The organism is Dechloromonas sp. TW-R-39-2, from assembly GCF_016864195.1.
GTDB lineage: Bacteria > Pseudomonadota > Gammaproteobacteria > Burkholderiales > Rhodocyclaceae > Azonexus.
Genome location: NZ_CP045202.1, coordinates 2298213 through 2320826 on the forward strand (window position 1 = coordinate 2298213; position 22614 = coordinate 2320826).

General features: G+C 54.4%; 22 protein-coding genes. 6 read left to right on the top strand and 16 right to left on the bottom strand.

Annotated elements, in window-relative coordinates; genetic code table 11:
- Nucleotides 1-73 precede the first annotated feature (73 nt).
- Nucleotides 74-850 (bottom strand): ferredoxin--NADP reductase, encoded by a 777-nt coding sequence (locus GBK02_RS11110; RefSeq protein WP_203466735.1) that lies wholly within the window; start codon nt 848-850, stop codon nt 74-76.
- A 99-nt stretch (nt 851-949) separates the two neighbouring features.
- On the opposite strand from GBK02_RS11110, the gene GBK02_RS11115 reads away from it, so the two are divergent.
- Nucleotides 950-1873 (top strand): LysR family transcriptional regulator, encoded by a 924-nt coding sequence (locus GBK02_RS11115; RefSeq protein ID WP_203466736.1) that lies wholly within the window; start codon nt 950-952, stop codon nt 1871-1873.
- A gap of 9 nt (nt 1874-1882) precedes the next feature.
- On the opposite strand, the gene GBK02_RS11120 is transcribed toward GBK02_RS11115, so the two are convergent.
- The 3 genes from GBK02_RS11120 to GBK02_RS11130 all read right to left on the bottom strand — a co-directional run bounded on the left by GBK02_RS11120 (nt 1883) and on the right by GBK02_RS11130 (nt 4210).
- Nucleotides 1883-2458 carry an SCO family protein gene (locus tag GBK02_RS11120; RefSeq protein WP_203466737.1) on the bottom strand — a complete coding sequence of 192 codons (576 nt, stop codon included), beginning with the start codon at nt 2456-2458 and terminating at the stop codon, nt 1883-1885.
- Between the two features lie 19 nt (nt 2459-2477).
- On the bottom strand, nt 2478-3254 hold the full coding sequence (locus tag GBK02_RS11125; protein ID WP_203466738.1) for a response regulator: 777 nt from the start codon (nt 3252-3254) through the stop codon (nt 2478-2480).
- Nucleotides 3255-3328: 74 nt separating this feature from the next.
- Nucleotides 3329-4210: a LysR family transcriptional regulator gene (locus GBK02_RS11130; RefSeq protein WP_203466739.1), complete on the bottom strand. Its 882-nt coding sequence runs from the start codon at nt 4208-4210 to the stop codon at nt 3329-3331.
- Between the two features lie 95 nt (nt 4211-4305).
- On the opposite strand from GBK02_RS11130, the gene GBK02_RS11135 reads away from it, so the two are divergent.
- From GBK02_RS11135 to GBK02_RS11150, 4 genes are read left to right on the top strand one after another with little or no spacing between them, the layout of a single operon-like run.
- Entirely contained in the window at nt 4306-5100 is a 795-nt protein-coding gene (locus tag GBK02_RS11135; protein ID WP_203466740.1) for a class III extradiol ring-cleavage dioxygenase, read from the top strand.
- 11 nt (nt 5101-5111) lie between these two features.
- Nucleotides 5112-5654 carry a cytochrome b gene (locus tag GBK02_RS11140; protein ID WP_203466741.1) on the top strand — a complete coding sequence of 181 codons (543 nt, stop codon included), beginning with the start codon at nt 5112-5114 and terminating at the stop codon, nt 5652-5654.
- 1 nt (nt 5655) lies between these two features.
- Nucleotides 5656-6207 (top strand): YceI family protein, encoded by a 552-nt coding sequence (locus GBK02_RS11145; RefSeq protein WP_203466742.1) that lies wholly within the window; start codon nt 5656-5658, stop codon nt 6205-6207.
- 27 nt (nt 6208-6234) lie between these two features.
- A complete protein-coding gene (locus GBK02_RS11150; RefSeq protein WP_203466743.1) occupies nt 6235-6813 on the top strand; it encodes a YceI family protein in 579 nt (192 codons plus the stop codon).
- Nucleotides 6814-6843: 30 nt separating this feature from the next.
- Here GBK02_RS11150 and GBK02_RS11155 read toward each other — a convergent pair whose 3' ends face one another.
- Both GBK02_RS11155 and GBK02_RS11160 read right to left on the bottom strand, forming a co-directional pair.
- The gene (locus GBK02_RS11155; RefSeq protein WP_203466744.1) at nt 6844-9036 is read right to left on the bottom strand and encodes an EAL domain-containing protein; all 2193 of its coding nucleotides are present in this window, start codon (nt 9034-9036) and stop codon (nt 6844-6846) included.
- Nucleotides 9037-9150: 114 nt separating this feature from the next.
- Nucleotides 9151-9327 (bottom strand): hypothetical protein, encoded by a 177-nt coding sequence (locus GBK02_RS11160; RefSeq protein WP_203466745.1) that lies wholly within the window; start codon nt 9325-9327, stop codon nt 9151-9153.
- A gap of 332 nt (nt 9328-9659) precedes the next feature.
- Between GBK02_RS11160 and GBK02_RS11165 the strand changes: the two genes are divergently transcribed.
- Nucleotides 9660-10754: a site-specific integrase gene (locus GBK02_RS11165; protein WP_203466746.1), complete on the top strand. Its 1095-nt coding sequence runs from the start codon at nt 9660-9662 to the stop codon at nt 10752-10754.
- Between the two features lie 58 nt (nt 10755-10812).
- On the opposite strand, the gene GBK02_RS11170 is transcribed toward GBK02_RS11165, so the two are convergent.
- From GBK02_RS11170 to GBK02_RS11215, 10 genes are all read right to left on the bottom strand, one after another.
- Nucleotides 10813-12333, bottom strand: a complete 1521-nt coding sequence (locus GBK02_RS11170) for an LTA synthase family protein (protein WP_203466747.1) — start codon at nt 12331-12333, stop codon at nt 10813-10815.
- Nucleotides 12323-13081 carry an SDR family oxidoreductase gene (locus GBK02_RS11175; protein WP_203466748.1) on the bottom strand — a complete coding sequence of 253 codons (759 nt, stop codon included), beginning with the start codon at nt 13079-13081 and terminating at the stop codon, nt 12323-12325. The genes GBK02_RS11170 and GBK02_RS11175 overlap by 11 nt, the downstream gene beginning before the upstream one ends.
- Entirely contained in the window at nt 13078-14349 is a 1272-nt protein-coding gene (locus GBK02_RS11180; RefSeq protein ID WP_239002986.1) for a capsule biosynthesis protein, read from the bottom strand. Before GBK02_RS11180 ends, GBK02_RS11175 begins: the two co-directional genes overlap by 4 nt.
- Nucleotides 14301-15335: a beta-3-deoxy-D-manno-oct-2-ulosonic acid transferase gene (locus GBK02_RS11185; protein ID WP_203466749.1), complete on the bottom strand. Its 1035-nt coding sequence runs from the start codon at nt 15333-15335 to the stop codon at nt 14301-14303. The genes GBK02_RS11180 and GBK02_RS11185 overlap by 49 nt, the downstream gene beginning before the upstream one ends.
- Nucleotides 15322-16470, bottom strand: a complete 1149-nt coding sequence (locus GBK02_RS11190) for a glycosyltransferase family 1 protein (protein WP_203466750.1) — start codon at nt 16468-16470, stop codon at nt 15322-15324. The genes GBK02_RS11185 and GBK02_RS11190 overlap by 14 nt, the downstream gene beginning before the upstream one ends.
- Before the next feature lie 95 nt (nt 16471-16565).
- Nucleotides 16566-17738, bottom strand: coding sequence for a polysaccharide biosynthesis/export family protein (locus GBK02_RS11195; protein ID WP_203466751.1), 1173 nt, complete (start codon nt 17736-17738; stop codon nt 16566-16568).
- An 84-nt stretch (nt 17739-17822) separates the two neighbouring features.
- Nucleotides 17823-19886 (bottom strand): glycosyltransferase, encoded by a 2064-nt coding sequence (locus GBK02_RS11200; protein ID WP_203466752.1) that lies wholly within the window; start codon nt 19884-19886, stop codon nt 17823-17825.
- Nucleotides 19883-20989 (bottom strand): non-hydrolyzing UDP-N-acetylglucosamine 2-epimerase, encoded by a 1107-nt coding sequence (wecB, locus tag GBK02_RS11205; protein ID WP_203466753.1) that lies wholly within the window; start codon nt 20987-20989, stop codon nt 19883-19885. Before wecB ends, GBK02_RS11200 begins: the two co-directional genes overlap by 4 nt.
- A 1-nt stretch (nt 20990) precedes the next feature.
- Nucleotides 20991-21383: an adenylyltransferase/cytidyltransferase family protein gene (locus GBK02_RS11210; RefSeq protein ID WP_203466754.1), complete on the bottom strand. Its 393-nt coding sequence runs from the start codon at nt 21381-21383 to the stop codon at nt 20991-20993.
- Nucleotide 21384: 1 nt separating this feature from the next.
- Nucleotides 21385-22614: a hypothetical protein gene (locus GBK02_RS11215; protein ID WP_203466755.1), complete on the bottom strand. Its 1230-nt coding sequence runs from the start codon at nt 22612-22614 to the stop codon at nt 21385-21387.

Consider the following 22614-nt stretch of genomic DNA (forward strand, 5'->3'; position numbering starts at 1 on the left):
CAAAGGCGGTATTTTAACCCGCCCCTGTATCAAAGCGCCGCCGGTTCGCGTTTCGCCAGCCCGAAGAAACCGGTTATTTTTCGACGAAAGCCCGTTCGATCACGTAATCACCGGCTTCGCCAATGTGTCGCGAAACCTCGAAACCGAGCTCGTCGAGCAAAGCCGCCGTGTCTTTCAACATGTCGGGACCACCGCAGATCATCGCCCGATCGCTCGCCGGATCGAGCCGAGTTATCCCGAGGTCGGCGTAGAGCTTGCCGGACCGGATCAGGTCGGTCAGACGACCGTTGTTGCGGAATTTTTCACGCGTCACGGTCGGGTAATAAACCAGCTTCTCACGCGCCCAGTCGCCGAAGAATTCGTGCTCCTTGATCTCGTGCTCGATGTAGTCGTGATAAGCCAGTTCATTGATCTGACGCACCCCGTGAATGAGCACGATCTGCTCGAACTTTTCGTAGGTTTCCGGATCATGGATCAAGCTCATGAACGGCGCCAGGCCAGTACCGGTGGCAAACATGAAAAGCCGCTTGCCCGGCTTCAGATCGCGCAGGACCAGCGTTCCCGTCGGCTTCTTGCTGACGATGATCGGATCACCCGGCTGCAGGTGCTGCAGGCGCGAGGTGAGCGGACCATTCGGTACCTTGATGCTGAAAAACTCAAGGTGTTCCTCGTGATTGGCGCTGGCAATGCTGTAGGCACGGGTCAGCGGACGACCATCGACCTCAAGACCGATCATCACGAACTGGCCGTTGATGAAGCGCAACCCCGGGTCACGCGTCGTGCGGAACGAAAACAGCGTGTCGTTCCAGTGATGGACGGAGAGGATCTTTTCGGTAGCAAGTGCGCTCATGGTGGTGTTCCTGCAGAGAATTGGCTGAACTGGATGATAGGCCTTGCCTCTTAGATATATAAGCGGATAATTTCTCTAACATCTAACTACAAAACAGATATGCGAATCACCCTGCGCCAGATTGAAATCTTTGCTGCCATCGCCCGGACTGAAAACGTCTCGCGCGCAGCCGAGCAATTATCGATGTCGCAATCAGCCGCCAGCAGCGCGCTGGTTGAACTGGAGCGGCAATTCGATTGCCCCTTGTTCGACCGCATCGGCAAATCGCTGCATTTGAACGGCACCGGCCGGGCACTGTTGCCACAAGCCGAGAACATGCTGGCCCGGGCGGCCGATATCGAAGGTTTTCTGTCCGGCAGCACGCTCGGGCCGCTCGCTGTCGGCGCCACGCTGACCATCGGCAACTACCTGGCCACGCTGGTCGTTGCCGAATACCTGCAACGCCATCCGGCAGCCAAAATCGGCTTGCAGGTCGCCAACACGCACAGCATTGTCGAACGACTGCTCGGTTATCAACTCGATCTCGGCCTGATCGAAGGCGAAGCCAACCACCCGGATCTGGTACTGGAACCGTGGATTGACGATGCTCTGGTCGTTTTTTGTGCCCCGCATCATCCACTGGCTGCAGCGGGCGCGACCGAGACAAGTCGGCTGGCCGAAGAAAAATGGATTGTCCGCGAACGCGGTTCAGGCACGCGCGAATTGTTCGACCGGGCGATTGCCCGCCCCCTGGCCCATGCCCATATCCAGCTCGAACTGGAACACACCGAAGCGATCAAGCGGGCCGTCGAATCAGGCATCGGCATCGGTTGCCTGTCACGCTTGTCGCTACGCGAAGCCTTCCGTCGTGGCAGCCTGGTCGAGATCAAGACGCCGCAATTCGATCTCCGCCGCCATTTTTATTTTGCCCGGCACCGCCAGCGCAACATCAACCCGGCGATGCAGACCTTTCTCGATCTGTGCCGGGAATTCAGCGGTGCAGCAAACGATACCGATACGCTGAACCTGCCCTTCATTCAGTAAATTTCACGGTCAACCGGCCAGAAGCAGCCGAATATCGGCCACGATATCGTCGACACCGGCCTGGTCTCCGACGTACAGACGCAATTGCCCGGCGGGGTCGAACAAGTAGGCGCCGGCCGAATGATCGAGGATGTAACCCAACTCGCTGCCGACCTCCTTGCGGGCGCTGAACACCCGAAATTCTTCGGCAACCCGCCGGGTTTCTTCCGTGGAGCCGCGCAAGCCGAGGAACGAGGGATGGAACCACGGCACGAAATCCTTCAGCCTCGCGGCACTGTCACGTTCCGGATCGAGCGTGACAAAGAGCACCTGTACCCGCTCGGCCATCGTTCCCAGCTTGTTCATCACTTCCGCCAGGCGGGCAAGCATGGTCGGGCAGATGTCCGGACAGGAGGTGTAACCGAAGAAAAGGATGATGACCTTGCCGGAAAAATCGGCCAACGAGCGCATCCGGCCTTCGTGATCTTGCAGATCCAGTCGTTTGCCGAAAGCCGGCTTGTTCAATTCGGTATTGCGAAAAGCCGGCGACGATGGCTTGCAGCCGGCAAGCAGCCAGGGAAGAGCAAGAAACAGGCGGCGGTCCATCGGCAAGCCTTTAAAAGAATCAGACACCAAACAGCTTACGGACAAAATCCTGAACGTAAGCCGGGCGCAATGGTTTGATGATGTAACCACGCGCGCCCAGACCAGCAGCCTGGGCAACCAGTTTCTTGTCCGCGCAACCGGTCACCATGATGACTGCAGTTTCCGGACTGGCGGCAACGATCTCCGGCAACGCCTCGATCCCGCCCATGACCGGCATGTTGACGTCGAGACAGAGCAGTTTCGGCTTGTGCTGCCGCGCCGCAGTAATCGCCTCAGAACCGCTGGCCACCGACTGGACAACCTTCAAGCCGCATTCCTCCAGCAAGCCCTTGAGCACCAGACGAACCGAACTGTTGTCATCGGCCACCACCACGCTGCCGCTGACCCGACCGCCGAACAAGGCCGGCCCCTTGCGTTGAGGCTGGCGCGCGTGCTTGCGCGTTTCCTCGATGGCATGTAATTCGTCGATGATCTGAGACTGGCTGAAAGGCTTGCGGATAAATCCGGCTGCTCCGGCATCGGCCGCCATGCCTTCAATATTCTGTTCGCTCGATGCGGTCATGAATACCACATCGACATCCGGCGCCAGCGCATTGATCGTCCGCAGCAACACCAGTCCGTTGCGGCCCGGCAAATGATAGTCAAGGCACAGCAACTCCGGCGCCGTATCGTGCACAGACTGCTCAAGCCGGCTGCCATCCTCAAGTACGGCAACCACTTCATGCCCGGCACTGACAAACAGGGCGGCGAGGACTTTCCGCATGGCTGCGTTGTCGTCGACGATCATGATTCGCATAACGATTCCCGGCTTTTTTTATTGAAATCCTGAATGAGCTTAACAGAATAATGTCATCGCATTATTGTTTGAACTTAACCAAGCCGCTGGCTCAGAAAATCCATCAAGACCCGCACCCTGTGCGGGACATGGCGATTACTCGGGAGCATTGCGTAGATGCCCAGTTCGGGCACGGGAAACGCGTCGAGAATGCTTTCAATACGCCCGGCCTGCAGAAATGCATCGACAATGAAGTCAGGCTGCAAGGTCAGCCCCAAGCCCTGGGCAGCCGCTTCGGTCAGGACCTCGCCATTGTTGGCATTGATTCTGCTGCGCACGGGAAAACTTTCCGGCTGGCCGGCGATCAGGAATTGCCAGTGCTGCATGCTGCCACCGGCCGTGTAGCCAAGGCATTCGTGATGAATCAATTCGGACGGATGCTGCGGTCGACCGTGACGCGCCAGGTAATCCGGAGAGGCCACAACGTACATCTGGCCCGAACCGATCTTGCGTGCCACATCACCGGGATCAAGACGGCGGGTGATGCGGATCGACAGATCGATCCCCTCCTCGATCAATTTGACCCGACGATCGGAATAATCCATGTCCAGGCTAACCTCCGGATAAAGGCCGGAAAATTCGATCAGTAGAGGGGCCAGGCGTTTGATGCCAAAAGTCAGCGGCAGGCTGATGCGGATATTGCCGCGCGGCGCCAGGCGCTCTTGGGCCACATCGGTTTCAGCCGACTCGACCAGATTCAGGATCACCCGGCATTTCTCCAGATAAGCCGTCCCCGCCGAGGTCATCGCCAGGCGGCGCGTACTGCGCACCATCAATTTGATGCCGAGATGACTTTCGAGTGCGGCAATTTGCCGTGTCACTACCGAGCGGGCCACGCCCAACTGCTGCGCAACCGCAGAAAAACTGCCCAATTCGGCGACACGAACGAACAGGTGCATGGCTTCAAGTCGATCCATTGTTGCTCATTTAGCAATAAACATTTGTTGATTGTCTGCTATTTCGACTCAAAAAGGAGGAATAAAGTACGCCCATCGATTCAGGAGTTGCTTTCATGTCACATCATCTACCAACGCTTTTCGTGCCTCACGGCGCCCCGACCTTTGCCTTGCGTCCCGGTGCCGCCGGAGCGGCCATTGCCGCCGCCGCCGGCGCCCTGCCCTCGCCGCGGGCCATCATCGTGGTCAGCGCGCATTGGGATACGGCTGAACCGACGGTCGGATTCGCTGAACGCCCAGAAACCATTCATGACTTCTGGGGCTTTCCGGAGGCACTTTATGCCCTGCGCTACCCGGCCACGGGTTGCCGCGAAGCTGCCGAAGAAGTGGTCGCAGCGCTCCAGTCAGCCGGTCTCCCGGCACAGGCCGATGCCGGACGCGGCCTGGACCACGGCGCCTGGGTACCACTGCGCCTGATGTTCCCGGAAGCCGACATTCCGGTCATTCCGCTCTCGATCCAGAGCCGGGGCGGCGTACAGCAGGCTTATCGCCTGGGTCAGGCACTGGCTCCGCTCGTTGCTCGCGGCTTCCTGATCATCACCTCGGGCAATGTGACGCACAACCTGCGCGACTATCAGGCCGCAGCAGCCAGCGACGGGCAGACGCCTGCTTATGTCCGCCAGTTTTCGACCTGGATCAGCGAGCAGATCAGCGCCGGAGCCATCGACGCCCTGCTCGACTATCGCCGCCAGGCCCCCGGAGGCGTTCAGGCGCACCCGAGCGAAGAACACCTGCTGCCCCTTTACGTGGCCCTCGGTGCAGCCGGGCGGAACGCACAGCCACAGCGCATTCATGCCGGCATCGACGATTACGTCATCGCCATGGACGCTTATTCATTTTTGCCGCAATAAGGAGGTTGACCGTGACAAAGCACTACACCCGCACCGCCAAAAGCCTGCACTGGCTGATGGCCATCCTGCTCATCGGCCTGCTGGCACTTGGTTTTTACATGCATGACCTGCCGCTTTCGCCGGAAAAACTGCAACTTTATTCCTGGCACAAGTGGGCTGGCGTCAGTGCTTTCCTGCTCGTCCTGGTCCGGCTGGCCTGGCGCATCACACATCAGCCCCCCGCCTTGCCGGCCAGCATGCCGAAACTCATGCAATGGGTTGCCCATGCCGGGCATCTCGCGCTCTACCTGCTGATGCTGGCCATTCCGCTTTCCGGCTGGCTGATGAGTTCAGCCAAAGGCTTCCAGACAGTCTGGTTCGGCCTGCTGCCGATCCCCGATCTGATCGGCAAGGACAAGGAACTCGGCCAGTTGCTGCAGACCATTCACATGAGCCTCAACCTGCTTTTTGTGGCAACGCTGCTCGGTCACATCGCTGCTGCCCTCAAACACCACTTTATCGACAAGGACGACATCCTTCGCCGGATGCTGCCCCGCCATTCCAAGGAGCATTAACATGAAACGCATCGCCCTCGCCTTTGCACTGGCCACCGCCTTCTCGGTACAGGCCGCCGAATTCACCCAGGTTCAAGCCGACAAGAGCGCCATCAACTTTACGTACAAGCAGATGGGTGTCGCGGTCGACGGCAAATTCAAGCGCTTTTCCAGCCAACTAACCTTCGATCCAGCCAAGCCGGCAGCCGCCAAGGCCAGCTTCGATGTCGAACTGGCCAGCGTCGATACCGGCGCACCGGAAGGCGACGATGAAGTGGCCGGCAAGCCCTGGTTCAACACCAAGGCCTTCCCGACGGCAAAGTTTGTCTCGACCAGCGTCAAGGCCCTCGGCGGCAACAAGTACGAAGTCACCGGTCAACTGAGCATCAAGGGCAAGACGCAGGATGTCGTCGTTCCTGCCACCTTTGCGGCACAAGGCAAAAGCGGCGTTTTCGATGGCAGCTTCACCATCCGCCGGGCCGATTTTTCAATTGGCGAAGGCACCTGGGCCAAGTTTGACATTGTCGCCAACGATGTCCTGATCAAATTCCGCATCACCGCCAACAGCAAGTAACCCCAACCTCAAAACAGGAGAATCACCATGCAAAAACTGAGCAAACTCACCGCCGCCCTCGTCCTCGCTTCGACCGTTGCCATCCCGGCACTGGCCGCACCGGAAACCTACGTGGTTGAAGGCACGCACACCTATCCGCGTTTCTCGTACAGCCACTTCGGCTACTCCACCCAGCTCAGCCGCTTCAACAAGACGACCGGCAAGGTCATCTTCGACAAGGCCGCCAAGAGCGGCGCGGTCGACATCGTGATCGATGCCAAATCGGTCGATACCGGCTACCCGACCTTCAACGAGCACATCCAGGGCGAAGATTTCCTCGACACCGCCAAGTTCCCGACGGCTACGTTCAAGTCCACCAAAGTGGTTTTCGAAGGTGACAAACCGGCCAGCATCGAAGGCAACCTGACGCTGAAGGGTGTGACCAAGCCGGTGACCCTGACCGTGACTTCCTTCCAGGCCATGCCGCACCCGATGATGAAGAAGGATGCGATCGGCGCCAACGCCTTTACCGTGGTCAAGCGTTCCGAATTCAACGCCGGCAAGTACGCGCCTTACGTCGGTAACGAAGTGCGCATCGACATCGCCATCGAAGCAATCAAGGAGTAAAAACCTGCGCGGACTTGGGCGGCTGTTTGCTCAAGTCCGCAGCAAGGCAAGAAACTCTTCGGCCGGCAACGGCCGGGAAAAGAGATATCCCTGGCCGTCGCGACAACCCATGGCCAGCAGCGAATCACGCTGTGCATCGGTTTCTATCCCTTCGGCAATGGTTTCCAGCCCAAGCTGTTCAGCCAGCTGAATCACCATGTGGGCAATACCGTAATGATCGTCGCTGCTGCCTTCACCACTGACAAAGGCACGATCGATCTTCAGGCGATCGACGTTCAACTGGCGAATGATGTTGAGCGACGAATAGCCCGTCCCGAAATCGTCGATCGCGATTGCAACACCGGCGGCACGCACGGCAGCCAGCTTTTTACCGATCAGTTCAATATTGTCGATAGCCACCGATTCGGTCAGCTCGATTTCAACGTTGGCCGGACTGACCTTGTATTCAGCCATGGCTGAAACCAGGCGGTCGACGAAGTCGGGTTCGCGAAACTGAACGTGCGACACATTGATCGCCATCCGGAAATCAGTCAGCCCGATGGCTGCCAGACGCGCCAGAAACTGAAAGGCGCTGCGCATCACCCAGTCGCCGATCGCCACCATCAGGCCGGACTGCTCGGCCAGCGGAATGAAACGATCCGGCGGAACGAATGCCCCCTCCTCAGTCCGCCAACGCAACAACACTTCCGCCCCGACAAAGCGGCCACTCGCCAGATCGACAAATGGCTGATAGACAGGGAAAAGGCGTTCGGCAGAAAAAGCCTGGCGCAGCTGACTGAGCAACTGCATCCGTTCGCGCGCCGAATTGGCGTGCGCCGGCTCGAAATAAAGGGACTTGCCACGGCTGAAGTTTTTCGCCAGCTTGAGCGAAACCGCAGCATTCTTGAGCAACTCGACGCCCTTGAACGACGAATCACTCAAATTGACCAGGCCTGCGGTGGCCGAAAGTCGCAAGTTTTCTGCGTCGACCGTGAAAGGCGCCGAGAAAATGTGTGCGATGCTTTCCGGCGTAATCTCTGTCGCCGGTCCCAGCACGCTGAAAACATCGCTACCAACGCGGGCAACCACCACCGTGGGCGGAAACATCTGGCGCAACCTTGTTGCCACAGCAACCAGCACGGCATCGCCGAAACTTTGGTCCAGAATGCTGTTGATATCGGCAAAGCCATCGATATCGACCAGCGCAAGGGTATCTGCCGCACTGGGGCGTTGATCGATCAGGGTCAGCAGGCTATTGCGATTCGGCAATTTGACCAGGCCATCCTCGAAAGCGAGGTTACTGATCCGACGGTAAAGCTGCATATTCTCGAAGCCAACCGAAATATTGCTGCAGAACACTTCCAGCAAATTGCGATCAAGCGTGCTGAGTGGGTGCTGGACATCGACGAATGCCGCCAACGCCTGGTTGCCCGTTCCGCCGAAATAAAGGCAGGTAGCCTCGCCAAACTGGTGGCTGCGTCCGGAAAAAGCCTTCTCCAGTTCTTCGCGCACCCGCCTATCGGAAATATCGTCGAGCGACCGGCCCATCCATCCGGCGTAACACCCAGCGGCAGCCAGCACGGTCGGGGGGCGTCCAAAATCCCCATCAACCGCACAGACCAAGCCTTCCTCACCAATCCCGAGCAAGGCACACAACTGAGTCACAACACCTTCGGCAAAACGCTGCAGACCACGCGGCTTGCTCAACTCGTTACCAGCACCCACAATCAGGGCCAAGCCACGCCGGCTCGCTTCAAGCTGATGAATCTGCCAGTAAGAGCGGATCGCCACGGTCAACGAGGTAAACAGCCGAACTCTGGTCAGCTCCGACTTGGTCTTGTAATCATTGATGTCATAAAGCTGGATCGTATCGATTTCCGGCGCATAGCCCGGCTGGCCGGTGCGCAGAATCACGCGCATGGCGCGATTTCCCAATTCGTCGCGGATGAAACGCACCAGACGCAAACCAGCGTCATCGGATTCCATCACCACATCGAGCAGCACGACAGCCAGGTCGTCATACTGGGTCAGGCAGGCCCTGGCTTCGCCGGCGGAATAGGCATGAACAAACGCCAGCCCGCGCCCTTCAACCTGCATGTCCTTGAGTGCCAGCAGCGTGGCTTCATGGACATCCGGCTCGTCATCAACCACCAGAATCCGCCAGACAGGCAAATCCCCGCCTTCGGGCAACTCAGGCTCATCAATGAAACTCAGCGGTTCATCATCAGGTATTCCGGACAGCATCAACCTCTCCCGCGAATTGCCGTGTATTGCAAAGGGCATAGCATAACCGGTGTGACGCCCAATCAAGCAAAAAGCCGGGTTTCCCCGGCTTTGTTTTTACAGCATAGACCCGTTTTATCGAGCCATGATCGGCAATGGCATCAGGTCAGAGGCACTCAGGCCAGCCAACTCGCCAACGACACGATTTATTTTTTCACCTACAAGCCACCAACCACCAGCATAAGGCTGGGCGGTAATGCCATGATCAGCGCAAAGCTTGAGTGCTTTGTCTCTTAGTTGTTCAACAATCATTATTACGTTCTTGCTTCCTTGATGCGCTGTCCGCGCCATAACCACCGTGCCACACGACACGATGGATTTGCCAGGTTGAGCCGACATGGCTCTTTGCCTGGCGAATGGGGCTCACCAAAAGACACGGTGAACCGCCAAGTACTTACCAAATGGATTTATCGAAACCAAAGCGCAGCAGAAGAATTTGCGCTGGTGTGCCCGGAGGGACTCGAACCCCCGACCTGCTGCTTAGAAGGCGGAAAATCTAAAAACCACAGAACAACGATTTGACAAGGGTTTTAAGAGAAATTACCATCATAAACTATATTTTCCGGGACAAAACGGGGACAGTGATGGCAACTTTTGAGCAGCGAGAATCCGGCTGGTGGCAAGCGAAAATCCGGCGCAAAGGTCATGCAACACAAAGCCGGACCTTCGAAAAAAAGGTAGATGCTGAGACCTGGGCGCGGAAGATCGAAAATGAAATGGACCGCGGGGTCTTTCAAGACCGCCGCGAAGCTGAAACGACGACGCTGCGCACCGCCCTGGAGCGCTATGAGCGCGAAGTGACATCGAAGAAGAAAGCCCAGCGGCAGGAGAAGAGCTTTATCAAGCACTGGCTTGAGCGCAAAGACTTTGCAGAAAAATCGCTCGCCGGCCTGAAGTCTTCAGACTTCGCTTCATTCCGCGACGCTCGCTTGAAGATCGTCAGCACACAGACGGTTCGCCATGAACTAAAGCTGATCGCGCATCTATTCAACATCGCCGCGAAGGAATGGGGAATCGCAGTAGAAAACCCGCTTCGCAACGTCAAAATGCCGAGCCAGGGAAAGTCCCGCGAGCGGCGGCTATCTCGCGAAGAAGAGCGCTATCTGCTCTCTGCCGCTGAGAATTCTGGAGCAGTCGACAAGGATGGAAAGAGCAGGGCAAACCCGTGGATTGCCCCTGCCATCCGGTTTGCCCTGGCAACAGCCATGCGCCAGGGCGAAGTTCTGATGCTGACATGGAAACATATCGACAAGGAAAAACGGACTGCCACGCTCGAAGATACGAAGAATGGAGAGCGCCGGGTTGTGCCTCTCTCCCCTTCCGCGCTGGCCGTGCTGGAAGCCCTCCCCCGCACGCTACGTGGCCCCGTCTTCGCGACAACACAAGAAGCGCTTGCCCAGAGCTGGAAACGTGCCGTAAAGCGCGCGCATCGGCTTTACATGGCTGACTGCGAAGAAGCTGGCACAGAAGTCGATCCAGATTTTATGACTGATCTACATTTTCACGATCTGCGTCATGAGGCTATCAGCCGCCTGTTCGAACTTGGACTTGATGCGATGACGGTGAGCGAGATCAGCGGACACAAGACTCTTCAGATGCTTAAACGCTATACGCACTTGAGCAAGGCTGACGTTGCTCAAAGGCTCGCAATGCTTGAATCGTTAAAAGCCGCGTCGTAATGTAGCCGCCACTCTATATGTTGGCATAGCGCCCGGCGAGCAATGATCACCAGAACGGTCAAAGTCGGCATAGACCAGCCGTACAAAGCCATCCAATGGCTAACTCACTAACAGACCCATCAATCTTTTCTGACGGTTGGCTTATCTGGTTATGCCAAAGAACATATTCAACTTTACCATTTGGCGCACCAAACGTTTCATACACCCTGGGCATGATCGGCACATGGTCACCGAACCAGCATAGACTGGCTGACCTTTCGCACTCGGAGAGAAGCGTACGCAGCTTGGCAGCCATTCGATCGGCATTCCGGAGATGGCGCAGATAGATTGTCAGATCGTCACATCCCGCTGGTGGTGGTATGGAATACAACTCAGCCATATCGGTAGGTGCCACATTCTCAAGATGCAGGGGACCGTGGTTCTCCATCGTGATGGCAAACACAAACACTGGCCCCGATGCCTCCCGCACTATTTCAGCAATCTTATCGGCCACTGCCGCATCGCTAATGTAGGGGCCAAAGCGGAGGTTCCTGTCGAATTCGCGGATATCCAAAAATTCACTAAAACCCAAGTGAGGGGAAACACGGTCACGCTGGTAGAAGCTTGCGGGGTACGGGTGGATGCAAATCGTGCGATAGCCCAAGCTCTTCAAAAAAGAAGCTAACGAGGGCGACGCCAAACCAGCGGCAATCGCACGATAAGGATTAAAGCGGTGTACGCCCAGCTTGTCGTCGCTAACACCAGCAAGAAAAGCGAACTCCGAACGGACGGTATTTGCCCCCCAAGCCGGCACCTTCAAGCGACCATGGCAAACGGCCTCGGCCTTCAGCCGATCAAACTGCTCCAGCACATCAGGCCTAATACCAGCATACAGGGATCGGGCATCAAAGAAGGATTCACTCTGTACCGCGATCAAATGAGGCAATTCGCCGTTGCCATCCTGCGGAACGAGGAAATCGAATGGTGACGCAACCACTAACGGATGGCGCGCCTCCTCACCATAGCGCCATAAGCAGGCAATAAAACCCAAGCTCAGAATATCGTGCTCCGGCTGAAAGCGTACCGGCAAAGATTTCCTGCTGCCCAACATCAGCAGCGATCCCCCTGCCCCGGCCACGAGCAGGATAGCGCCCAGATGGCCAGACAAAGCAAAACGATGCTCTGGTGCAGCCTCACCCCAGAAGCCAATCAATACGGCACCAATAAACCCGGCCGCAGCGCCCAGAAATTTCCACCATCCCAAAAATGGTATGTAAAGACGTGGATGCCGGATTGCGTCGGTGAAATACTCGTAGTCCTGAAAAACGAAAGGTTCGCGCAACGCCGTCACCTTCGCGTTATTCACCAGCACCAGCGTCAGCAGCAAAGCCAGAGCCACCGCGCAGGCGAACCAAGGGCGGCCCAGCAACAGTGTCAGCAGGGCATGAGTCGCCAGCCAAACCCCGGCGTGCAATCCCCAAGCCGCCGGTGGCCGCCAAAGCGGTGGTCGAGGTTTCAGCAAACGCTCAACCGTCACCGACAACATCAGGCCGATCAGCGATGCAGCAATCACCGAAACGAAGTCAGGATCAGCCACCATAACCCAGCCAGCGCACAATACGTACTGATACTGCGGCTGGCAAGACCGCCAGCCACCAGGTTCCCCAATTCAACGGGAATGGAAAACTGATCCGTGCCTTGTCACGCGCCAAACCTCGCTTAATCGTCCGAGCAGCCCGTTCAGGAGACCACATAAAGGGCTTAGGGCCCGGCATACCGTCGCACATCGGTGACTTCACATAGCCAGGCATGATCACATTCACTCGAATTCCTTCCGGCCCAAGCCAGCCACGCAGCGCTTCGCCGTAAGCCTTAAGCCCCGCCTTGCTGGCGCAATACGCCGGGGTGACGGGCAGACCAAAATACCCTGCTAGAGAACTCACCAAGGCAATCTGCCCCTTGCCCCGCTCTCGCATAGGAAGCAATACAGTCTGCGCAATGAGCAAAGCAGCCTTCAGATTCACATCCAGGAGAGCCTCCACTTCAGACCAAGGCTCGGGCTCGCTGGCTGGGCCAATGTTGCTATTCATACCGGCATTGATGATGACCAGATCCAGCGGCCCCAGCGTACTCAACCAAGCGTGCAGCACAGGGGTATCGCGAATATCAAGGCGCTCACAAATTACATCGGCGCCCAATGCTGCACATCGTTCGGCAACAGAACCCAGCGCGGCCTCATTCCGGCCGTGAAGATACAACTCCACTCCGGGGGCCGCGTAGGCCTCCGCCAAGGCACCTCCGATTGCACCGGTAGCGCCGGTAATCAGGATTTTCTGCAGTGGGTTCATCGCAACGCTTCCAGCGGCGAAACCTCGCCTTCCAGTATGGCCACGCTATTGCGAACAGCCAGTTCAATGCCTCGCTGGCAATAGAATCCCCCGTTAACTTGGGTCGCGTGGATCACGGCATTGCGGAAACGGCGGAACAACTCGCGGTTAGGCGCCTCTCCCTGCTGCCAGAAATCATCCAGCGCTCCTTGGAAAGTCAGGCCTGGCAAATTGTAGATCGGGTCGCTCAGGGCCAGCGTCGGGCAATCCAGCCCCAGCGAAACACCACCCACCGTGCTGTTAACGGTCACCAACCCGCGTGAATGTCGAACCAGCGAATCGAGATCGCCGGATTCCAGATAGTCAATGCGCCCGCCCACGTCGAATTTGCGCGCCAGCCGCTTGATCAGACGATCATAGCCAAGCAGCCCCATGTCCAGGGGATGATTCTTGATGACCAACCTGCTCCCCGACGGTGCTTGCCGCGCAAACGACGCCATGACGAACTCGATAACCTCAGCCATGTCTTCAAAGCGTGAATGGTCACGGATCTGCGCATCTGTGTTCAACTGCAGCGGCAACACGTAATACACTGATTGGTTGGCGATGAGGTCCGCAATCAAGCGTGCATCCCGCGGCTTCCATAGGCGCAGCAAGGAAAAACGGCGGATATAGCCCAAGTATTCCACCGGCGCCGTCATACCGGCATGCGTCCGGTAATGCGGGAATAACAAGGCATTACCAACACCCGCCAGATGGTAGGCCACATCGTGCACAGCACGCACCCAAAAAGGCGAGGCAAACGGCTGAACCGATTCAACCACCCCGAGGTCGCCACCCACCGCCCAGAACCAGTCCGGATCGCGCGGCAGCAGCGAATGGCCGTTCACCCCCTCCCGCTCCAGCGTTACCCAATATGGCCGGAAATAGCCTTCCTCGAACACATGGGTACGAATACCCAGCGCTTCAGCATGCTCAACCGCCGGGCGATGTACCGGCCGCCGGTCGCCGAACAGCACCTGATCGGTGATGCCGTAGCGCCGATAAACGTCATCAAGAAAATCACGCAAGTTTTCCAGTCGACCGCGGAAGGCAAGGGACGCCCGCCCGCCCCAATACGTGCTGTCGCCCACTGTAAAGTTGATTTTCTGCACATGGTGGCCACCTGCCTGCAGGCGATCGGCCAACTGTCCGAAAAAAGGCGAGCAGACGCCTTGCAGAAACAGGAAACGGCGCTTGCTCATCGCTGGTAAAAGCGCTGCAAAACAAAGCGCAAGGGCTTGCGCCACCACGGGAGCGCCAATCCTTCTGCCCGCCAGGCCAACAAATCGTCGAGCGCCAGCTCCGGCGTAATTAATTGCCCGCTTCGATTGATGTAACGGGGATACTCGATCAGCGCCCCGGCCACCAATTCGTCCAGTGACAATCGGCGAATCCGGCGTGGCAATGGCACCATATCCTCCGTCAGCCCCCAGCCGGCATAAAACGGCTGGCCATAGCATGTCACCCGTTTGCCCCGCAACAAGGCCTCGAAACCGGCCAGTGACGTCAAGACATGTACTTCATCGACGCCATCCAGCATCTCCCCCATAGACACATCGATAACCTGCTCGTCGCACCAGCGCAAGGCAGCATCCTCGTCGAGCCCCTTGACACGCAAGCCGGCCAGCACATCGGGGTGCGGCTTATAGACTACCCAGGCATCCGGATTCGCCTCACGCACCGCGCGCAGCAAATCCATGTTGCGGCGTACCAGGCAAATTCCCTCGGGAGCACCATACGCAATCGATGCATCGGTCTCCACCTGCCCGGGCACCAAAATCAGCCGCCGTCCATTACCCGGACGCTGCCAAGCACCTGCACCAACGTTGTATTTGGTTAGGCGCGAAGCCACGATACGCAAACGCAACGCTTCAGCCCGCCGTAAGGCCGCATCATCAAATGCTGTCTCGGCCAGAATGCGCTCAAGTCGCGAGGGCCGCGTCGCATCGTAATAAATGCCGAGATCGTCGATCACCCACGACACCGGCCGGATGAGGTCGGCACCCAACCCCACAGAGCGGATGAAACCATCCTCGATGCGCAACACATTGACGCCATTCAGTATGACTGAGCCCGCATCGCGCATACCCCAGATGATTAGCGTGCTACCAGTGGGGACACTTTCCGGATTTTCAACAAAGTGAATCAACCTGCCATGAAAGAACTGCCGGACATAAGGCCGCTTCCAGAATGAAAAATTGAGCGCGTAAAGCGGTCGCTCAAGCACGTACATCAATCTCTCTCAATAACGCCTCGACCACCTCGAAATGCTGCTCCCAAGTCGGCGGCGCATACCCCGCCATGCGGGCGATCTGATTCTGCCTGGCCAAGCTATGCGGCGACGCATACTCCAACACCGCCTGCCGCCAACCTGGCCCGTCGATTGGGTCGAGATAACGCGGAATATCTCCAGCAATCTCACGAAATACCGGCAAATCGCTAGCAATCACCGGCACGCCCAGCATCAGCGCCTCCACAAGTGGCATGCCGAAGCCTTCGATAAACGAGGGAAACAACAAGGCTTGCGCGTGTGCAAGCCAGGTTGCCAACTCGCGGTCGTCGCAACGATGCAATTCGGTCACATGCCCTTGCAGGGACACGCAGCGATCCAGCAAATCGACCACCTGCTCACACTCCCAGCCGCGCTGGCCGATCACAACCAACTGCGGTGCCGCATCGCCCAGTTCGGCAACCAACTGCCGCCACAGATGCAACAACAGCAAGTGATTCTTGCGCGGCTCTATGGTTCCCAGCACCACGAAATACGACTTTTCCAGCGGTCGACTGCGGTGAGGGTCAGGCAGCTTCGCCGGCGCTAACAAGCCCACCGCGCAGGGCGGCACCGTGATGTTGCGTGCCGCCGCATAAGCCAGCAACTCATCGCGCGTTGCCTGCGAATTGACGATCAAGCCGTGGCCGACCGAGAGCATGGTATCCAGCCGGCGATGATGCCGGACCGCCTCACCCGCCCGGCAATATTCGGAATGGGAAATGGGGATCAGATCATGCAGGAAAAATACCGGCTTGAGGCCGCGCCGCGTCACCTTGCCCGCGTAATCCGAGCGATCCAGGCCGCTATGCCCGGTATTGAACAAAACCCCGGCCGGCGGCCGACGCCAGCCCAACACATAGGCCTCCGCCACGCAGCGGCGCAAGCACGCCCGCCCACTGGGCGCCCAAGCCACGAGGGAATCGAATACCCGGCGCGAATCGTTCTGCCCCAACTCAACCCAGCGTCCGGCAAAACGCACCAAGGCATGCGCCCGCTCGGCAAAGTGCTGAAGGTACTGAAGGCTGACGCGATCAACCCCGGTCGGCAGCCGATGTTGCAGGAAGCGATCCGCTAAACGCGTGACATCAATCAGCACGCCAGGCACTCAAGACAGGAAAGTACCGGGCGGCACCAGCCCCCGGCACTTACAACAAGCAGACAAAACTTCGCCAACATGCGGCATCCGGCCCATTACTTGCCGATCGCCCCCAAACCCTGCGCCGTGAACACGACGGAAGCCAGGATATTCATGAACTTCTGGAGTTCCGCCGCTGGCGCGTTGGAGATATACATGACATCCTTGTTGCGAATCGGGAAACCCTGGGCCACAAAGAAACTGCGCGGATCCTTCAGATCCACGCGATAAATGACCGGCACCTTGCCATCCGGCGTCAGTGGCGGATTTTCACTCGCCACGCCAAGCACCAGCGGTTCTTCATAGCGGAAGATGAAGACGCCGCGCGCATCGGCCCGCTGATCCTGCAAGCCGCCCGAGCGTGCCAACGCCTGCACCAAGGAAATACCCTGCGCTTCAAAGGGAATCTCCTCGTTCTTGCCCGTCGCCCCCAGCGCCGTAAAGCTCAAGGGCTGGAACAAAGCCGTCACGACATCCCCCGGTTGCAAGACGATATTTTGCTTGGGGTCTTGGATCACCGTATCCAAGGCCATTGCCTGAACCACCTCGCCGCGCGTTACCTGCAAGGTCATCTTCCCCACCGGCTGCCGCACACCGCCTGCCGCCGCAACCGCATCCAGCAAGCGCTCCCCCTTGGCCGTCAGGGGCATGCGAATGCTTTGCGTCACCTCACCCACCACCGTCACATTGGACGTTGCATTACGCGTCACGCGCACCATCACTTGGGGCTGGTTGGCTTTGCCATTCAAACGCCGAGCAATTTCAACCTCTATTTGCTGAGGAGATTTATCCGCCACAGGAACAGCACCAGCGAAAGGAACATTAACCGTTCCTTCGTAAGAGACCATCTGTTCCGGCAAGGTGGTCACCCGCGTGGTTGCGGCACCAAGGCGCGGATCGAGAACCGTAGCGCCAAATAAGGTCGCCGGCGGTGCCTCCCATATGGAAACCTCGATAACGTCTCCTGCACCAACTCGATAGCCCAGCGCCCTCTCGGCCGAAAAAACATCAGCAAAGCGAATGCGCTTATCTGCAGCAAAAACCCTGCGGGCGGTAGCCTCATCCACATCTACTACCTGAATAGGCAATGATGAGCTACTTTCCGCACGCTCCAACTCGGCTTTGTTAGCGCCAGCTGAAGGTAGACTAGAGCAAGAAGCCAAGAAGATCGCTTCCAACGCCAGCAACAATGAAAAAACGTGCGATCTGGAAAAAACGGGCAGTTTCATATCAACAAGAACCAAGAATACAGCGACTCAGAGGCAAAAAAAGCAAGGAGCACTCGACGGTCGGCAAACAAGGCGAACTCAAAGTCACCCCCTCTTAATCGTTTTGTGAGCATCCCAGCGCCCCCACTTTTTTTCAAAACGCGCTTTATTATCCGCAAACAGCTGGCGTCTTTCATCACGATCCATTTTCATAAATGAAGCCGATAAATGATGATGAACGAAAACATCTTGCGCGCATGCGATCTTTAAGCCGTGGCTAGCCACGCGCCGACAATAATCGTCATCCTCGAAAAAACCAAGGCCGAAAGATTCATCCATGCCTCCAACCAGATCAAAAACTCTTCTGGGAAAGGCGACACAAAAAAAAGCCAGGTTATTCAAATACAACAAATCACCCAAATGCCGAATAGTAAAATCGTTGGATTTTACCATCATTTCATCCATAGACGAATAGTCAATTTTGATTTTCGCCTCATTCCCAATGTTATTTGTAACAGGACCAACCAAACCGAGACTGTCATCATTCATCAAATGACCAATCAAACCGTGCAACCAGCCAGGCGTGACATAGGTATCATTATTCAATAAAACAAAAAATTCGCCAGAGGCATGTGAAAGACCGATATTATTAGCAGCGGAAAAACCGAGATTCTCACCATTATTAATAAACAATCTGCGATCAGAATTAGCACTCCAATCACCTAGAAAATCTACCGTACCATCAGTAGAACCATTATCGACAACAATGAGTTCCAAATTATCCCAGCCAGAATGGGAATCGATACTATCCAAACAAGCCTTAGTTAACGCAATATTGTTATACGCAACCACAATAACACTAACCTTTGGTCGAGCGCCCCATTTTTCGACAAAACCGGCCAAATCACGCGCGCGGGATTCCCAAGTTTGAGCTTCAGCAAAAGCCTTTCTCTTGACAATCAATCCTTCGTCTTCACTGCGATTGAGCTTTTCTGCAATACGTTCGATAAACTGCGGCACATTAGTCACAACGTCGACACAGTCATCAAAAAAACGCATCTCAGGCAAATCAACCGAAACAACCGGACAACCCGACGACAAATACTCATATACCTTGACAGGATTAGTAGCCAGGGTGAGAGGAAGAACCTTGAACGGAAGAATTGCCACATCAAAAGAATATAAATATTCGGTCAATCTTGAATATTCAACCTCGCCAACAAATTCGACATTACCCCTCTCGAATAACTTGGCACCAGCAGCAACCGTATCCGCACCAATTAACAAAATACAGCAATCCGGGAAAGCCTCTGAAACGTGGCGAACCAGATCGACATCAAACCATGATGCAATTGCCCCAAAGTATCCAATAATTTTTCTATCAAATCGATCCCGATAAACAACACCTGGCCGCTTCGAGAAAAATTGGAAATCACAGGCATTCCGAATGACCATCTTATTCGAATGGCGCCGACCAATAAAATCGTTCAACCACTCAGAAGTCAGCACCAAGGCATCAGAATGTTCGATTGTCCTATTCTCCAAATCGATTATTTGACTCGAATTATTACCAAAACCATCGTGGTAATCAATACAATCATAAACAACCGTGGTCTTCGGAATAACCCTGGCAATATCAAACCAAAACGGGTGCTGAATCAACGAAACACTCGCACGCCCTTCAACCCATTTCAGCAACTGCCCAATACCCGCCCTCAATTGCTTGAGATCAGTCTCATCTGGCGCATTATGATAAATAACCTTGGGATTATTTAAAAACAACTTAATCTGAAACAATTTCCCAGAATCATCCAGAGGCTCACACGAGAATCCGGGACGGGCGTCTTCATAAAAATCAGAAGAAATATAAAAAACCCGCCGCCCTAAAGCCGATAGCGAACTGGAAAGTTGTTGTGGTCGCTGATAACGAAAATGCCAATTTATGACACCAAATAAAAAATAATCCGGCCCATCATTAGTAGAGGCGGCAGAAAGATAGATATCCTTCGGACTGAATCTAAAGAAAGACAGAGTAATCTTTCTTATTTTCAATACATTCCTGACAACAAATTTCCGCCACACCCAACGACTTGTCGACTTGATTTCTTTTTTAATCACAAACATCAACTTGTTTGCATTATTATTTTTATAAACCATAGTCAAAATCATTTCTTTTTATCGAAATACTCCTTCAAAACACCACTAATTCTTCTGGACGCCAAACCATCCCCGTAAGGAGAAACCCCGCGAGCCATTTCGCTATAAACAGCTGTATCATCCAATAGCTTTTGAGTACTTGCGACAATTTTCGCAAAACTCGCACCAACCAATTCAACAACACCTTCTTGCACAGCCTCCGGGCGCTCTGTTTCTTCGCGTAGCACCAAAACGGGTTTACCAAGGGCTGGAGCCTCCTCTTGCACCCCACCGGAATCGCTAATAATGAAATAACTTCTTTTCATTGCCGCAACAAAAGGAGCGTAATCAAGAGGATCACAAAGCGTTATATTATCGATCCCGGACAATACATCATGGGCAACTTTATGCACATTGGGATTCGGATGAACCGGATATAGCAAATGCACATTCTGATTATTCAACGCCAAATGCTTTAAAGCGCGACAAATATCATTAAACGGCTCACCGAAATTCTCACGCCGGTGAGAGGTAACCAAAACGATTTTCTTATCAGCAGGTAAATCAATCCCGATTTCGATATCTTTATCGGCTGTCATCAGAAGTGCATCAATCACAGTGTTCCCTGTGACAACAATATCGCTATCAACAACCCCTTCGCGCAACAGATTTTCTTTAGAACCTTTCGTCGGAGCAAAGTGCCATTTTGCCAACCGCCCAGCAATGACACGATTTGCCTCCTCCGGGAAAGGATTCTGCATATCCCAAGTGCGCAAACCAGCTTCGACATGGCCAAAAGGAATACGATGATAAAAGGCAGCCAAAGCGACCGTCATCACGGTTGTCGTGTCACCTTGAGCAAGAATTACATCCGGCTTTTCTTCAAGTAAAACATCATCCAGCTCCAGAAGCAGGCGGGCCGTCAGCGTTGTCAAAGCTTGATTTGGCCGCATGATGTTCAAATCAATATGTGGATCGATATTGAAAAAACCCAGAACCTGGTCAAGCATGTGGCGATGCTGTGCCGTTGCCAAAATGCGCACATCAAAATCCGGATTTTTTTGCAACTCAAGAATAACCGGTGCCATTTTAATCGCTTCCGGTCTGGTACCAACTACACAAAGAATTTTTTTCAATTTACGATCCTTCCGACATCACTCTTTTAATCAATGTAGTGGAAACACCATCAGTTCTTGGGAGATAGATCACGGTACAGATATCTTTTAAATCATCAAATTTATCTGACCAATCAGAACCCATTACAAAAATGGAGGCTTCCTCGCGAAAAATATCTGAGCGCTTCTGCTCCCAACATGATTCAGGAATAACCTTATCCACAAATCTTAATGACAAAAGCATCTCAACACGTTCATCGTAAGACTGAACGGAGACTTTATTTTTAATCTTATTAAACCCATCGGTGGAGCAACCGACAACAAGACGATCCCCCAATTTAGCGGCACGACTGAGCAATTTTATGTGTCCAAAATGGAGCAGATCAAAAGTCCCATAAGTTATCACTGTAATCATTTCAGTCTGAATTCCACGTTACTGCATAAGGCCTAGATATCCGCCAAGTTGGACCATATTGCGCTTCCAAATAATCACAAATACTATTTGGAACTTTAATTTTTCCACCATACAAATCTATTTCATTGGCGGGAAATAAATAACTCCACTTTAGCTTCGACTTTAGATGGGATAGATCAACATTTTCTTTATCGGATGTATCATAAATCAAGTTTGGTTCAAGACCAGAGAATCCCGGACGCCCGTTATGTATCGCGTCGAATCTCTCGACATAAAAATTAGGAGCATCGGGATAAGCTTCATCAAATATGGAACAACGCCAGCCCAAAGCTCCCAACTTCTCAAATAAGTCAGACCTTAGTGCGATATGGTTCTCTAAGGAAACTGAACCTCCTCCTAATATGATATCCAGATCACAATCATGATCTAAAAACATACCCTCGCGACCAACCCCTAACGCATTTCCGAAACCGACACAGGCATCAAAACCAAATTTTTCACAATCAGCAATAAAACTACTCGTTGTATCGATAAGATGCGTCAGAGAATCACTATCGTACATAGAAAAAGGACGAGCGGCGCCATGAGTAGTAATACGCAAATCCGCTAATGCAACAAGTGGCTGCAAGGTATCAAAAACATGTTGCTGAGCAAAATTGGAGTAACAAATTTTGTTGATAAAATCACTCAAAATATCTCTCAACTCACATTGCACCGAATAATTATTCGGTTGATCCATTCTGAACATAGCCGATAAAATTGAAATCAATCCCTCGGAAATAATTTCTGAATCACTATACAACGACGAGCCACGAATATTTTTCTTTATATACCCAATAACAAAATCATCAAAATTAACCCCAAAAATATTTCTCAGGAGCCACCGATCAGAAGAACGAGCGACTCCCTGCCTATTATTTTTCGAATCTGCAGAAGCCTCAAATAAATCACATCCTATGTGTCTCAAATCACCGAATAGAGAGCAGGAACGTTCGCTGCTCCAGTAATCACCGAATCGTGGCGGCAATTCAAAAACCTCATCGAAATGCTTCCAAATTTGGTTCGGACTATCCCAAAAATAACCGATGCTTTCAGCTAGTTCCCTTTTGGAATCAGGGGATATGAAAGAAAAAGGAACAGGCCTTCTGAATACCCAATCCCCAAACCCGCTGTATTGAATCCAGTTAATTAAATTTCGGCAAGCCAGTCGTAATGAGTCAGCAGGATGCAT

Bases quoted from the DNA above. Each gene is read 5' to 3' on its own strand.
- GBK02_RS11185 (WP_203466749.1), bottom strand. From the start codon at position 15,335: ATGTACGTGCTTGAGCGACCGCTTTACGCGCTCAATTTTTCATTCTGG.
- GBK02_RS11135 (WP_203466740.1), top strand. From the start codon at position 4,306: ATGTCACATCATCTACCAACGCTTTTCGTGCCTCACGGCGCCCCGACC.
- GBK02_RS11155 (WP_203466744.1), bottom strand. From the start codon at position 9,036: ATGCTGTCCGGAATACCTGATGATGAACCGCTGAGTTTCATTGATGAG.
- GBK02_RS11195 (WP_203466751.1), bottom strand. From the start codon at position 17,738: ATGAAACTGCCCGTTTTTTCCAGATCGCACGTTTTTTCATTGTTGCTG.
- GBK02_RS11165 (WP_203466746.1), top strand. From the start codon at position 9,660: ATGGCAACTTTTGAGCAGCGAGAATCCGGCTGGTGGCAAGCGAAAATC.
- GBK02_RS11125 (WP_203466738.1), bottom strand. From the start codon at position 3,254: ATGCGAATCATGATCGTCGACGACAACGCAGCCATGCGGAAAGTCCTC.
- GBK02_RS11210 (WP_203466754.1), bottom strand. From the start codon at position 21,383: ATGATTACAGTGATAACTTATGGGACTTTTGATCTGCTCCATTTTGGA.
- GBK02_RS11215 (WP_203466755.1), bottom strand. From the start codon at position 22,614: ATGCATCCTGCTGACTCATTACGACTGGCTTGCCGAAATTTAATTAAC.
- GBK02_RS11130 (WP_203466739.1), bottom strand. From the start codon at position 4,210: ATGGATCGACTTGAAGCCATGCACCTGTTCGTTCGTGTCGCCGAATTG.
- GBK02_RS11145 (WP_203466742.1), top strand. From the start codon at position 5,656: ATGAAACGCATCGCCCTCGCCTTTGCACTGGCCACCGCCTTCTCGGTA.
- GBK02_RS11150 (WP_203466743.1), top strand. From the start codon at position 6,235: ATGCAAAAACTGAGCAAACTCACCGCCGCCCTCGTCCTCGCTTCGACC.
- GBK02_RS11115 (WP_203466736.1), top strand. From the start codon at position 950: ATGCGAATCACCCTGCGCCAGATTGAAATCTTTGCTGCCATCGCCCGG.
- GBK02_RS11160 (WP_203466745.1), bottom strand. From the start codon at position 9,327: ATGATTGTTGAACAACTAAGAGACAAAGCACTCAAGCTTTGCGCTGAT.
- GBK02_RS11170 (WP_203466747.1), bottom strand. From the start codon at position 12,333: ATGGTGGCTGATCCTGACTTCGTTTCGGTGATTGCTGCATCGCTGATC.
- GBK02_RS11200 (WP_203466752.1), bottom strand. From the start codon at position 19,886: ATGATTTTGACTATGGTTTATAAAAATAATAATGCAAACAAGTTGATG.
- GBK02_RS11120 (WP_203466737.1), bottom strand. From the start codon at position 2,458: ATGGACCGCCGCCTGTTTCTTGCTCTTCCCTGGCTGCTTGCCGGCTGC.
- GBK02_RS11110 (WP_203466735.1), bottom strand. From the start codon at position 850: ATGAGCGCACTTGCTACCGAAAAGATCCTCTCCGTCCATCACTGGAAC.
- GBK02_RS11175 (WP_203466748.1), bottom strand. From the start codon at position 13,081: ATGAACCCACTGCAGAAAATCCTGATTACCGGCGCTACCGGTGCAATC.